The following is a 13,018-nucleotide window of genomic DNA, read 5'->3' on the forward strand; positions in this document are numbered from 1 at the left end:
TGACCCAATGCGGAATTTGAAAGCTGACCCAATGCGGAATTTGAAAGCATCTCCTCCATGAGGAATCACCCGCCATGCCGGCTCAACAGAATGTCCTTGGCTTGGTTCACGCGCGCCGCGAGATAGGTCGAACCGCCCTGATCCGGGTGAAGCTTTTTCATCAGACTCCGATGTGCCTGTCGGATCTCATCGGGGGTAGCACCCGGTCGAAGGTCCAGGATCTGGTAGGCCTCTTCAGGTGTCATGGCACCCGATGCGGACTGAGTGTCTGACCATGTCTTCTCATTGCGGGGAGCTTCACGCCAATGAGGAAACCGACGGTCGAGATAGGCCTCGAGAAGGCGAACGCCGTCATGGTCGCTGGCATGACACTCCGTCAGGAGGATCAGTAAGCTGGCCTCGTCAAGGGATGCGAGCTGATGTCCCGCGAAAGCCCCAGCGAACACGGAGCCGCTCATCTCGCCGGTGTCGTGATCGAGCGTCATCTCGATCAAGCTTGAGCGGACATGTGAGATGCCACCGGGGGTCCGCTGGGTACGCGAGCCAAAACTGGGGAGATTGAGGCGGCTCCACCCAAGAAGCCATGCTCCCAGGCTGCCGATCAGCAAAGCCAAGTCGATGCGACCGCGCACGGCGAGCAGTCCGGCACCACCAAACGCCATAAGGCCGCCGAGGACCTTGAGGAACTTCGCCAAGACGACGGGATTCGCATGCGGAAAGTTGCTCAGGAACCACCACAGGAGAGCCACGGCCGCGACGCCATACAGCAGCATCACGACTTGCCTCCGGTGATGGCAGCGAGCAGCCTGCCAGCCTGAGAACTGCCGGTAGTCAACTGCGCGAGGCCCTCGACGCCGCGCGCTGCATAAGCAGCGGCGGCGCGCAGGAGCTCGGACAGAGTGTGGGGCGCGCCTGCATCGAACCGAGCATAGGCGCCGCCACTCAGCCGGGCGATCTCCTGATAGGCGCGGGCTGCATCAGGGTCGTGCCCCTCGTGGAACATGAAGGCCTTGACACCGAGGAGGCCAAGCTCGCCTGCCATGGCGCAAAGATCATCGATCGGCTCCTCCATGGCATCACCGACATAGACGAGCACTTTCAGCGGGGCTTGGCGCGCTTCTGTCCGGACGTGACGGAGCACCCGCCCAATCTGAGTTTGGCCACCCCGGCAACCGATCTTTGTCATGAGGTCGGTGAGGGCCCGCGGATCTACGACCCACCGGGACGCGCGACACTCATCGAAACCCCGGAAGTAGACCAGTTGCACCGACAGGCCTCCGGCCTCGCTGGTTGCGGAGAACATCTCGCCCTGGACACGACAGGCGAGATCCCAAGTGGGCTGCCGGCTCATCGTAGCGTCGAGAGCGAACACGAGGCGCGCCCGGGGCATATTGGCTGCTGGCGGTCCAAGGCGCTTCGCCTCTGCCAGAAAGGTGTCGATCGTAGAAGCCGGACTGCCAGCAGCTGTAGGTGGTTGTGTGAGATCCTTCTTGTCGGTCATTGCATCTCCCTCCCCAAAGATGTGGGGCTCGATGGAGCGGCGGCAAATCCGGGAAACAGAAGGCATAGCTTGGCATGGCCTGATTGTGTGACCTGCGAAGATGCGGAGAAAAGGTAGGTAGGCCGATCGATGGAGTGTGTGATGAAAGTGCTGAGAAAGGTTCGGGAGTTGAAGTCGTCGAAAGGTCGCCTATTGGCACGCCTGAGAAGTACACCGAATGTCCGCTCACCCGAGAAGCACCGGACATTCCGAAAAGCCGGCGAACTTCGCTCCCTGACCCATAGCGGCCCTAGAGGCACTGCTCATGAGGTCGCCTCCGGAACGGAGCGAGAAACGGGGGGAGCTCCCAGTGGACGGGCCTTTGCAGGCTGGCAATGGCTGGTTATTCTGTTTGCCTTTCTTGCTCTCTGTTTCCATGACCTCTTCCCCTTTCGATCCCGACGGCGGAACCCTCCGATGCCTCAAGGAGGCCCTCACGGAGAGCGGACAGGTCGTGTCTATCTTCGATACTGAGGACAAGCTGCGGTACGCCAAGAAGACCTATCGGGGCATGTTCCTCGGGGACTACGACGGCCCTTTCACCTTCACCGACATCACCCGCCATGCGCACAGCATCGGGCTTGGCGTCAGGATCGATGACAATGACATGGAGGCATTCCTCGCAAGAACTCTGCTGCGGCGCCGGAGCGTGCTTCGCAAATCATTCGAGACCGACCTTGTTGATGGCCGCTGCTTCCGGGCAGGTCGTTCCGGCTCGGAGGCGAAGCCTTCCAGCAGGGGTGGTCGTCAACGCTCAATGCGAGGTCCGCTCCATCAAATGCTGGGACTAGACAAGTAGCGGGCTTTTAGGGCGCGCCTGCGGCTACAACTCGGACTGGATGGCTTTGAGTAGCCGAAAGCGCATCTCACCGTTGTTGCTTGTGAGCGCGATCACGAAGCGCACACGCCCGTGTTTTGAAGTGTCGGCATAGCCCGCCAAGGTGCTGACGCCGGAAAAGGTGCCAGTCTTGAAGTGGGCGCCGTCGCCGCTGCGGAGCAGGCTCACATGGGGTTCGAAGAGGCGCAGCAACCGGGCAAGGCCACGAGCTGTGAAGCGGTTGCTGCGGCTGATGCCCGAACCTTCCTTGAGCTGGATGGACTCGGCGAGGCCGTGCCTGACAAGCATCTCGTTCGCAACTTGGAGAGACTTCTTGAGGCTGACGGGCCCGCCCAAGCGATGCCCGCCGATCTCCAGGAAGACCTGATTAGCGATGTAGTTGTTCGAGCTGAGGAGCAACCCGGCAAGGATCTCCGAAAGAGGGCGTGATTGGTGGTGAACATAGACCGGCTCCAGGCCCGCAGGCACGGCTCCAGTCGAGATCTTGCCTTTGACGCTGCCGCCGGCCCGCTCGATGAATGCGGCGGTCAGCTCGCCGGCATACTGCAGGCCCACCGTAGGGTCCTGGGTGAGGCTGATGCGGCTGCGACCTTGGGCGCCCCGCGCCAGGAACTGGCTGACAGCGAGCGGCGTGATCGGGGTCTGATCCTCGGCGGAGCGGACCGTCTTGCCCTTGCGCACGGCGTGGATCGTGTTGAAGTTCACCGCGAGCGCGGAGTTCAGCGCGTCGTAAGCCTCGTCGGTATCCTCGATGCCCGGGATCCGGATATCGGAGGGATAGTAGCTCGCGTCCAGCACGATGCCGCTGAGTGGCTGCTTACCAATCACGGCGACCAGCGCCGACGCGAGCTGAGCCAGCTCTTCGGAGATCAGAAAGGGATCGCCACCACCGCGAATGTAGAACACCCGGTCGCCGCTCAGGTAGAAGCGGGTCTTGAAGCGGTAATCGGCGCCCAGGACTTCCATCGCTAGCCAGGCGGTCACGATCTTGGCGACGGAGGCAGGCACAAAGGGCTTGTCAGCGTTCTGAGCCACCAGCTCGTTGCCCCTTTCGTCCATCACGAGCACCAGCCCCGACGGAGCAAGGGCCGCGAGCGTCTCCCTGGCACTGGCCAAGGCTTGGGCGGGCAGCAGAATGAGGGCGCAGGCGAGGGCGAGTAGGTGAGGCCACATGAGGACGCCAGCCCGTGCCCTCCAACTCGTCGTTCTCGGTGATTGGCTCAACATCGCGCTATGGTCTCATTGGCCTACGTGAGAGGTCTGGGATAGTCCGCTTTCGCGCCGCTGCTGGGCGCCTAGCGGACGTGCATTGCGAGGGAAGTCGGCTGAGGATGAAGCTGAAGTTTGTCTCCCCTATAAGCAAGTCCTGGGGAAACACGGATGTGGTTGAGGCTCCCTTTGTCGATCTAGCGCCTCAAAAGCGCATCGGCCTATCAATCAAGTTCCTCTCCGAAGGTCCTCAATGTGCCAGAATCATGATGATAGTGTGTTTGCTAGGGACAATGTCCAACGGCACGCTTGTGGCAATCGTCGCCGATGATGTGCCTTCTGATGCCCTCTGCGGATCAACCACTTAGAGAGCGGTCAGTACCCAGGACAGGATTCTTCGTCATCCTGGCTAAGTGATTGATTTTACGTGCCCCGGTTCTGTGTGTCGGTGTTCCTGGCTTGCGAACGACGGCTGATAGCATATTCGCGAAGTAGACCGAATGTCCGCACGAGGCGGGCACATCGGACATTCACGAGGCCTCGGCAATTTCCTTCCGTGCCCCAGAGATAACTCTGAATGCCCTCTGTGACCCTGGAGACATCGGTGAGAGGTCGATCGCCGATTGTGTTCCTAACTCCGGATACCGTCGACGATACGTCTTGCGGTGCTTGTGCCGGTGCCGAGCCGGTCGGATGGAGCGTGTGGTCCAGCTCCTCACAGAGCCACGCCTGGGATGCGAGCGCTCTCGGCGTAGATGACGCGCCGACCCTCTGCGCCTAGTTGCACTCCTGTGGACCGCAGAGCGAATTACCACCTCCCACAGCATCAGGGGCGAGCACGGGTGTAGTTGCGGAGGGCTCGGACGTCCCACTGGAGACGAACTCGAGCCCGAGCCTCGCGTCGGCGTTCGCCGGCTGGAGGCGAAGGGCAGTCTCGTAGTCCCTTACCGCCCCGGCGCGGTCACCGACTTGGTGGAGCGACTTCGCCCGGTTGACGTATTGGTAGGCCAGGGCCGGGCGAAGTTCGATCGCCTGGGTGAAAGCTGTGACCGCCCCGCGATGGTCGCCGATCCCAGCCAAGGCAATCCCCCGGTTATGGTGGCTGTAGGGATAGCCCGGATCGGCCAGGATCGCGTTCGCGCAATCTGTCAAGGCTGCAGCGAAGTATCCGCGGTCGTTGTTCGCCCAGCACCGCCCGTCGAGGGCGATGGCGCGCTGGCGCGCGGTCCTTGCTTCCGCGAGGAGCGCGGTGCAGCCCACGACCCGGGAGCCCGGATCGCCGCTGCGGCAAGCCCGAGCCGCCGGGGTCTCGGCGGCTCGGGCCTCGACGGGGGCGATCGCGGCGAGGAGGAGGGCGGCAAACGTGGTACTTCGCATTGGGATGACCTCAGGGGACCAGGCTAGTCGCATTGATGGGTGTAAATGTCACTCGGGGGCAGCTGCATGGAGTTCATCATCCGCAGGAGCTCGGCCCGATACATCTCGGAATGCTCGACGGGAAAGCGCCCGCCGATATGGGTGATCGTGCTGCGATCGTCCCGTCGCACGGAGATGAAGTCGAGGAAGGCGTGATCGTCAGGCGACGCCCCGACCCGTCTGGTGCCCCGACCCTCCAGGATGTAGCCCAAGCGCACGGGGGCTCCCGTCATCTCCTGGGAGCGGGTGACCTGCACCCGACGGGGCGCGATCTGCTCGAGGGCGTACTGCCTCGCGTCGCGGCACCGACGATTGACGCTCACCTGGACGTAGATCGCGACCTCCTCACCATGGAGGCGAGAGCGCCAGACCGTGTTGTAGGTGTTGCGCTGGGCGTCGAAGTGATCGTTGGTGAGCGGGTCGATCTCGAGCATCCCGTTCGCGTAGTTCAGCTCCCAGCCCGAGGCGCTGCGGGCGACGGCGCGCCCGTTCGGCCGTCGCGCCTCCTCCTGCCGACGCAGCTCGTCGAGCTCCCGCTGGCGTCGCGTCTCCTCTTGGCGCCTGGCTTCCTCCTCCCGCTGCCGGCGGTCAGCCTCTTCCCAGCGACGCTGCTCGTCGATCTCGCGCTGCTGGCGATCCGCCTCTTCCCTGCGGCGCAGCTCCGCCTCTTGAATCTGGCGGTCTCGCTGGCGGTCGCAGTCGAGGGCGAAGCTATCCACGATGGAGCGAAAGCGGCCGGCCGGATAGGCGGTGCCGTAGGCCGCGGTGCTCAGCCGGTCGTCGCAGGAGGCCACCGCCCGCTGCAGCGCCCGCTAAGGTGTCCAGAGGCTGCGCCACCAGATCGGAGCAACGTGAGGACATTGCCAGATCAAGCAAGTAGAGGCCTTTTTGAATAGGCCCAGGCAGACTTAAATCATTGGAGCTACACAGCCGGGCTCTTGCCGGCACCGTCAACTTAACGCCTTTACTTGCTCTCTGTGGTGCTTAGATCCGGAGCAGGTCACGCATTTTCAGTAGCTTAGCCTTGCCCGGGAATTGCTGAAAACAGCAGAAAGCGGCCTTTACTCGGTTCAGTTGACGGTGCCGAAAAGACTCAGCGGAAGCGTAAATTGTCACGGCTGAGTTGATCGATTGAGGTGCAGCCCATAAGCTTCATATCGCGCACGAGCTCCGTGCGCATCAGCTCAAGAGCATGTTCTACCCCAGCCTGACCGGCAGCCGCTAACGGGAACAGATAGTACCGACCGAGGCCCACGGCCTTCGCCCCAAGCGAAAGCGCCTTGAGGACGTGACTACCGCGCTGCACCCCGCCATCCACGATAACGTCTATGCGGTCACCGACGGCATCAACGACTTCCGCAAGCTGTTCAAAGGCGGTGCGGGAGCCGTCGAGCTGCCGCCCCCCATGATTTGAAAGTACAATGCCGGTGCACCCGATCTCGACTGCCCGCTTTGCGTCTTCGACCGACATCACACCCTTGAGGCAGAACTGACCGTTCCATTCTTCGACCATCCGAGCGACATCCTGCCATGCCAGCGACGGATCAAGCATGTCGGTAAAGTAGCGGCTGATCGACATGGTCCCACGGCCCATGTCCACATGACCGTCGAGTTGTGGCAGCTTGAACGGCTCGTGCGTCAAATAGTTGAACGCCCAGGCCGGGCGGATGGCAAACTGCGTGATACCCGCGAGATTGAGCTTGAACGGGATCGAAAAGCCGGTGCGCTTGTCACGCTCTCGGTTGCCTCCCGTGATGCTGTCGACGGTCAGCATCATCACCTCGACACCAGCCTTTTTGGCCCGTGTCATCATCTCCCGGTTAAGGTCGCGGTCTTTGTGGAAATAGAATTGATAAGCCTGAGGCGTAGTGCTGATCCGGCGCGCTTCCTCCAGGCTTGTTGTGCCCAGTGAAGACACGCCGAACATCGTACCAAAACGTGCGGCTGCTGCGGCGACGGCCCGTTCGCCCTGGTGATGAAACAGCCGCTGGAGGGCGGTCGGCGAGCAATAAACCGGCATTGCCAGCTTCTGCCCCATGACGGTCACCGAGAGGTCGACCTCGGTGACACCGCGCAGCACGTTGGGAACGAGGTCGCAAGTATCGAAGGCGGCCGTGTTGCGACGGTAGGTGACTTCGTCATCGGCGGCGCCGTCAATGTAGTTGAAAATCGGACCAGGCAAGCGCTTCTTGGCCAGGCGRCGGAAATCATGAAAATTAAGGCAATGTTTCAGACGCACGGCGCTTGACCTCTATTGTTGGACGAGGCCATAGCCGCGCCGCAGGAAATCGTGGACTGAAAATCGTCAGGTGCCAAATGCCAGTTGGGCGTGGCAGCTTACGACAAAGGCGCCACGCATCATCAGGTCCGAACTTCCTGCCCGAGCGGATCACGGTGCCCTCAAGCGCATGACCCGGCCGATGCGCGGCTTCCAGAGACTGCAAACGGCCTCAGCAACGGTCGAGGGGCTCGAGGTCATGTACGTGATCCGCCGGAGCCCCTGCATCCTGCGGTCGCCAGACGCGACAGCCGAGATCCGTCTCGTCAATCAGCAGTTCGGCCTTGCTGCTTGAATGGCCTATTGGGTTAGGCCCAATGTGCGCTATCCGAGTGACTGCAACACAGCCGTTCAGGCTGCCGACTCTGCCCGATCCGGGTGCTCGTCGTCGTGCATGACCGGCGGACCCAGCTCGGAGAACCGGAAGAGCCGGAAGGCACGGTTGCCGTTGACGTCGAGCACCCGCAGGTCATCGCTGTCGCGGGCGTCGTTCATCACCACCTGGAAGTGGCCGCCATAGCGGGCTGCCACGGTGTCGAGTGGAAGCTCGTAAGCGATGAACTTGCCGACCCCATGCGCCTTGAGCGTCCGCAGCAAACCAGGATCCGATAACGAGGGATAGGAGGTCAGGATCACAATGGGTCCACTGCCGGCAAACACCAGAGCTGCTTTCATCGTACTTCTCCCTGCGTGGGCAACCCCCCCTGTCGGGCCCGTGCCCGCCTTCGGCCGCCCGAGCCACGGCATCAATCGCGGGCGCTGAAGGATCCGTGCTGGGCCCCAGGATTGAGCCGGGCAAACTCGGCCCCGTTCACATGGACCAGAGTCGCGTGGTCCCCACCCTCAAAGTACAGGTCTTGCTGCTGATCGATGCTGTTGTCGATGATGACGTCCAGCCCATAGCAGGCGCCCACCGGCGGAACCGCGCCGAGCGCACAGTCGCGGAAGACGTCCGCGGCTTCCGGCTCAGTGGCCAGGTGAACCTCATGCCCAAGCTCCATCCTGAGGTCGGACAGCTGGAGATGATGCGAGGCGGGGAGAACGGCCAGCTTGTAGCGGCCAGCATCGTTGAGCACGACAGCTTTGGCCAGCCGGTCACTCGGGATGTGACCTGCGTGGGCGGACCCACGGGCCGACAGGGTCGGTTCATGCGGAACCAGATCGTACCGGATCCCTTGCTCGTCTATGTATTGTTGGAGTGTGGGTGCGATGGTCATGAGGTGCCTCCGATGGGGCAAGGCATTCCCTGCGTCACGAGGCATGTCCTGATGGACCGACGCCGCGTGGCGCGGCTGCTTGGCATGGGCAGATTATACGCCTCTGGCTCGCCAGCGCCAATTAAGCAGTCTATCGGGTGGCGAATTGGGTCACCCGCAGCCACCTTGATGCGTGTGTATCATCAGGCCCAACACCGAGATGTTGCAGGGCGAACTCGACATGCCAACCAATCGCAATCTCCTACTCGCCCACAATGGCGAGACCCACCCTCAACTTTTTAGCAAGCTAGGCCGCCTCTTCGTGCAAGTAGGTTCGCACGATGGCGCCGATCTCTGGATTCAGCGTGCGCGACTTCGACTACCCTCCGGGGCTGGAAAGCGTCAGGCAGCGCCACGTGATCAGACGAGCCCATTGAAGGGTCATCGCAGATCTTCCCGAAACCCTACGTTAAGAATTCTGCGACCATCTCCGGTCCCTTAGAGTCTGACTCAGAAAGACGGATTTGATTTCAGGATCTTGCGAGCCGCCTCGTCAACATCCGGATATGGGCGATGAAGATCCAGGCCACCGCGCTTTCAATGGAGGCTTCGAAGTCCTTAGCCAATCGACGGCAGCGTCCAAGCCAAGCGAATGTTCGCTCCACAACCCAGCGGCACTTGAGCACCTTAAAGCCTTTGGCCACATCCGAGCGCTTGATGATCTCGATGGTCCAGTGCCCGCGAGTGGCGATGGCGTCGCGCAGCTTGTCGCCCGCATAGCCGCCATCGGCAAAGACATGGCGCAGCCAGGGATAGAGGGCGCGGATGGACGTCAGTACCTCCACTGCGCCATCGCGGTCCTGGATATCGGCGGGATGGACGCGCAACCCGACCAGATGGCCCTGTGTGTCGGTGATGATGTGACGCTTGCGCCCCTTGATCTTCTTACCGGCATCAAAGCCGCGTGGGCCGCCACTCTCCGTCGTCTTCACCGACTGGCTGTCGATCACGCCAGCCGATGGGCTCGTCTCGCGGCCGGCTTTCTCGCGTGAGGCCGCAACAAGAGCATGGTTGATCCGCTCAAACGTGCCGTCGCGCGACCAGGCATAGAAATAGCCCTGCACGGTCGTGTACGGCGGAAACTCCTTTGGAAGCTGGCGCCACTGGCAGCCGGTCGAGGCGAGATAGAGGATGGCATTGACCACAGCTCTCAGGCAGGTCAGGCGCGGGCGCCCAATCCGGCGAGCAGCCGGCATGAAGGGTTGGATCAGCGCCCATTCGGCATCGGTGAGATTGCTTGCATAACGCAGCCCGTCCCGCCGATACTGTCGGCGAGTGGCCTCGGTCCAAGGCATCGTGACCTCCATCGAATCTTCGCAAATCCAACGGCTTGAGGCCACTCAACCTTTTTCGGTCAGGCTCTTAGCCTTTGTGAAAATTCTAACGTTTGCCCGGCGGGGAGCACGTTTGAGATGAGTGCCTTGGCCAGCACCGCATGATACGGTGGCGATCAGCTTCATCGGAACTACGTCTAATCCGACGAGCCTCTGAACCATCATTCCCGCTGCTTCTGGTATCTATGCTCCTAGTGCTTCGAAGCGGCTCAGCGTAGGATTCCAGGAGGATTCTGCGAAGATCCCACCTCAGCGCTACAGCCGCCATGGCTCAGGCAGGTTTAGCCGGTGGGGTGCTGTGGAACCGCCAAATCTCGACAGCCGCCAAGGCCGCGACCAGCCCACCAAGGACCACATGGGTCGCGGCAGCGGTGGTTACGTTCGTAAAGCCGAAGAGCCAGGGAGAGGCAACGAGGCAGAGCCCAGCTGCAAGATTGACCCACTCGTGCCATTCCGCGCGCTGAGACAGGGCGGCGGCCGAAATGACCGCAATGACAAGCCCGCCCGTTCCAGCCGTCCAGCTGGCGCTCCGAGTAGTCGCAAACCCGAGCAACCAGGGACACAGCAGCAGGATCAGACCTAGGATCGCAGCAGCACCGTTGAGGATATTATCATCGCGTTCAGTCAGCGCGCGCATGGCGGACCTCCTCTCAAGGTCCAAGCAGCGGCGCATCGTCATGATATTCGACGTTTCGTCACCGCTGAGATCATCACGGGGTCGTCCGTTCATTCTACGCCCGTGTCTGACAGCATGCATCAACAATCCGGCATTGGGCCGCCGCACCCAGTCCTGCGAAATATGACCCTTGAACCGCTTGCTGACCTGCCTTTCGAACGCGGGCCTACGCCGACCCAGCAGCCTTCCAGCGACACTGTGCACCCAGGGACGGCGGCACCTGGTCCGGCGGCTGAAGCCGACCGTCCGCCAATTTGGCTCGGAACCCAGCCCCCGTTTCTTGCTCGGCCTCACGTCTGAATCGCTTTCAGTCGTTTGCGCAGACCGGGAGGGTCACGGTCGGCGCTGCCTGTGACCCCTCTGGTGGCGGTGGTTGCTTCGCAGCATCAACAGGTTGCACTCGTTCTGCTACGGGTCAACGGTTCCGCGCCCGTTTAACCCTTGGCAATACGCTGAAACGGCACAAGCTCCAGGTTCATAACAGACTTATCGGAATTGCTGTTGACTGGCGGGGTGCCGAGGACCACCGTTGAGCCCGTTACTGGCGCTTGAAAGCCCTGGTCAAATCAGGAGGAAAGCGGATGCCGATCTACATCACACGCGGCCGCTATTCGGCAGAGTCCATCAGGAATCTCGTCGCCAACCCCGAGGATCGCCTGCCAGCCGTCCGAAATCTGGTCGAGGCCGCCGGCGCGAAGCTCTTGAACTTCTATGTCACCCTCGGCCACTATGATTTCCTGGTGATCACAGAGGCGCCCAGCGCCAAAGAGGCTTCAGCATTCATTCTGGCCGCCGCCTCTGCCGGCAGCGTTACTGACATCGAGACGACGGAAGCGTTCACAAGTTCGGAGGCCAAGCAGGTTTTTGCCGGCGCCGGCAAGGCAGCGGAAAAATACAAACTGCCGGGCAAGTAGGACCACTGCGTCGGACAGATACGCAGCGCGCGGTTCACCCATCCTGCACGGTCACAGTAAACAATCGGCAGCTGCTCGTGGGCAGTTTCATAAAGGCGCTTCTCGGAAATTGTGTGCGAGCATCCAGTCGGGACAAGACAGAACTACGGGGTGCCATAATGTCGGCGAGGAGATCAGCGCTTCCACTTGCCTTCGTAGCGGAACTCCGGGGCCGATTTCAGCTGTTCAAGGTCCGCGTTCATAGTCGCCTGCCACTTGTTTTCGCCTTCGGTGTACCGGATTGAGATCGCGGATGGATCGACAGCCACGTAACGCTGGCCGCTGCCCAGGATCTCTCCGACGGACAGCACAACTCCGATGATCTGGCCGCCCTCGAAGACAACATCCTCAACCTTGCCCATCTCTTTGCCGCTGGCGCTTTGGACGTTCAGGCCGATCAGCCGTGAACTCAGAATGGCATTGTTGCTAATCGTGATGAACTTGGGTGCACCTGACGCTGGTGGGGTGCTCTGAGCATGAGCGACACCTGACCAACCGAGAGTGACGAGAAGGATAATCGCAGATAAGCGCATGGAAGCCTGTCCCTGAATTGAAGCCTGCAGCCAACATTGCCCAGGATAGTGGCCGATTGAGGAGCACTACCGATGCCGTGTAACTGGACATCTTCAGTCTGGCGCGAGGGCAGGGCGTCTGCACCCTCTGCTGGCGAGAGGTGCCGTGACAAACAACGGAAGTAACGTGAAGCGATCCAGGCATCAGGTGGCTGTAGTGAGACTTTCCGTTAGGGAACTGGCTTGGGCTCACCATATATAAGCTCGGAGCCGCCCGATGCGCTCCTCAAGGAGCGTCCATGCAGATCATGATAGCGACGGCCGTGCTTGCCCTGTTCATGGCGCCTCATTCTGCCTCGGCCCAGGACAGAGCTGCACGGGATGCATGGGACACAGAGGTTTCTACGTCCAAGGCGTATACGGCCGAGGAATCTGCCACGATGGCAAGAGCTGCCCGAGCCAAAGCCGAGGCGCAGGAACGAGTTTGGGATCGCAAGATGAAGATAATCACGAGAGGCATCTGCACAGGATGCTGAGCGGAGGGATCTGTTGCAGCTTTGAAACTTGCTCGGCCTGAACTACGACAAGAGGGTGACGAATGGGGCTGGCGGTGAAGCAGAGTAACAAGAACCTGTTCAAAGGTCGGCAGTTCACGGCGGAGATCATCCTTTGGGCGGTCCGCTGGTATCTGCAATTCCCGATCAGCTATCGTGATCTCGAGCGGATGTTTGCTGACTGCGGTGCCAAACTCCGGCAAGTGAAATTTCTCAACAACATTGTCGAGCAGGATCACCGGCGTATCAAGCGCCTGGTCCGGCCAGGCCTGGGCTTCAAGAGCGTCACGTCCGCCGCGCAGACGCTTTCTGGTTATGAGGCGATGGCAATGATCCGCAAGGGACAGATCATCGGTGTACCACCCAAGGACATGGGCGCTCAGCGCGACTTCATTGCTACCCTATTCAGCCCAGTCGCGTAGCCTGCGTCCTTGTCCGGCCTTCGCTTGACC

General features: G+C 61.2%; 14 protein-coding genes and 1 pseudogene. 4 read left to right on the plus strand and 11 right to left on the minus strand.

Annotation, left to right across the window (positions count from 1 at the left end):
* Positions 1-65: 65 nt before the first annotated feature.
* Together ACXJKO_RS24595 and ACXJKO_RS24600 are read right to left on the minus strand one after the other, a co-directional pair.
* Positions 66-773, minus strand: a complete 708-nt coding sequence (locus ACXJKO_RS24595) for a DnaJ domain-containing protein (protein WP_457093712.1) — start codon at positions 771-773, stop codon at positions 66-68.
* Entirely contained in the window at positions 773-1,501 is a 729-nt protein-coding gene (locus ACXJKO_RS24600) for a VWA domain-containing protein (RefSeq protein ID WP_457093699.1), read from the minus strand. Before ACXJKO_RS24600 ends, ACXJKO_RS24595 begins: the two co-directional genes overlap by 1 nt.
* A gap of 349 nt (positions 1,502-1,850) precedes the next feature.
* Between ACXJKO_RS24600 and ACXJKO_RS24605 the strand changes: the two genes are divergently transcribed.
* On the plus strand, positions 1,851-2,339 hold the full coding sequence (locus ACXJKO_RS24605) for a hypothetical protein (protein WP_457093700.1): 489 nt from the start codon (positions 1,851-1,853) through the stop codon (positions 2,337-2,339).
* A 24-nt stretch (positions 2,340-2,363) separates the two neighbouring features.
* Here ACXJKO_RS24605 and ACXJKO_RS24610 read toward each other — a convergent pair whose 3' ends face one another.
* The 4 genes from ACXJKO_RS24610 to ACXJKO_RS24625 form a co-directional block, all read right to left on the minus strand.
* Positions 2,364-3,551, minus strand: coding sequence for a D-alanyl-D-alanine carboxypeptidase/D-alanyl-D-alanine-endopeptidase (locus ACXJKO_RS24610; RefSeq protein WP_457093701.1), 1,188 nt, complete (start codon positions 3,549-3,551; stop codon positions 2,364-2,366).
* Positions 3,552-4,364: 813 nt separating this feature from the next.
* The gene (locus ACXJKO_RS24615) at positions 4,365-4,964 is read right to left on the minus strand and encodes a tetratricopeptide repeat protein (protein WP_457093702.1); all 600 of its coding nucleotides are present in this window, start codon (positions 4,962-4,964) and stop codon (positions 4,365-4,367) included.
* Positions 4,965-4,987: 23 nt separating this feature from the next.
* Entirely contained in the window at positions 4,988-5,797 is an 810-nt protein-coding gene (locus ACXJKO_RS24620; protein WP_457093703.1) for a hypothetical protein, read from the minus strand.
* Between the two features lie 299 nt (positions 5,798-6,096).
* A complete protein-coding gene (locus ACXJKO_RS24625; RefSeq protein WP_457093704.1) occupies positions 6,097-7,242 on the minus strand; it encodes an alpha-hydroxy acid oxidase in 1,146 nt (381 codons plus the stop codon).
* Positions 7,243-7,411: 169 nt separating this feature from the next.
* On the opposite strand from ACXJKO_RS24625, the gene ACXJKO_RS24630 reads away from it, so the two are divergent.
* The gene (locus tag ACXJKO_RS24630) at positions 7,412-7,576 is read left to right on the plus strand and encodes a hypothetical protein (RefSeq protein WP_457093705.1); all 165 of its coding nucleotides are present in this window, start codon (positions 7,412-7,414) and stop codon (positions 7,574-7,576) included.
* 56 nt (positions 7,577-7,632) lie between these two features.
* Here the strand turns inward: ACXJKO_RS24630 and ACXJKO_RS24635 are convergent, their stop codons facing one another.
* From ACXJKO_RS24635 to ACXJKO_RS24650, 4 genes are all read right to left on the minus strand, one after another.
* A complete protein-coding gene (locus ACXJKO_RS24635; protein ID WP_457093706.1) occupies positions 7,633-7,956 on the minus strand; it encodes a cytosolic protein in 324 nt (107 codons plus the stop codon).
* A gap of 71 nt (positions 7,957-8,027) precedes the next feature.
* Complete coding sequence (locus ACXJKO_RS24640) at positions 8,028-8,498, minus strand: aminoacyl-tRNA deacylase (RefSeq protein WP_457093707.1); 471 nt, start codon at positions 8,496-8,498, stop codon at positions 8,028-8,030.
* Between the two features lie 509 nt (positions 8,499-9,007).
* Positions 9,008-9,832: an IS5 family transposase gene (locus ACXJKO_RS24645; protein WP_457093708.1), complete on the minus strand. Its 825-nt coding sequence runs from the start codon at positions 9,830-9,832 to the stop codon at positions 9,008-9,010.
* Between the two features lie 310 nt (positions 9,833-10,142).
* Entirely contained in the window at positions 10,143-10,508 is a 366-nt protein-coding gene (locus ACXJKO_RS24650; RefSeq protein ID WP_457093709.1) for an SPW repeat protein, read from the minus strand.
* A 620-nt stretch (positions 10,509-11,128) separates the two neighbouring features.
* Here ACXJKO_RS24650 and ACXJKO_RS24655 point away from each other — a divergent pair.
* Positions 11,129-11,461, plus strand: coding sequence for a GYD domain-containing protein (locus ACXJKO_RS24655; protein WP_457093710.1), 333 nt, complete (start codon positions 11,129-11,131; stop codon positions 11,459-11,461).
* A 173-nt stretch (positions 11,462-11,634) separates the two neighbouring features.
* Here the strand turns inward: ACXJKO_RS24655 and ACXJKO_RS24660 are convergent, their stop codons facing one another.
* Complete coding sequence (locus ACXJKO_RS24660; RefSeq protein ID WP_457093711.1) at positions 11,635-12,033, minus strand: PRC-barrel domain-containing protein; 399 nt, start codon at positions 12,031-12,033, stop codon at positions 11,635-11,637.
* 724 nt (positions 12,034-12,757) lie between these two features.
* On the opposite strand from ACXJKO_RS24660, the pseudogene ACXJKO_RS24665 reads away from it, so the two are divergent.
* Positions 12,758-12,988, plus strand: a pseudogene (locus tag ACXJKO_RS24665) (DDE-type integrase/transposase/recombinase); the annotation flags it as partial.
* Between the last annotated feature and the right edge of the window lie 30 nt (positions 12,989-13,018).

The organism is Microvirga sp. P5_D2 (assembly GCF_054049475.1).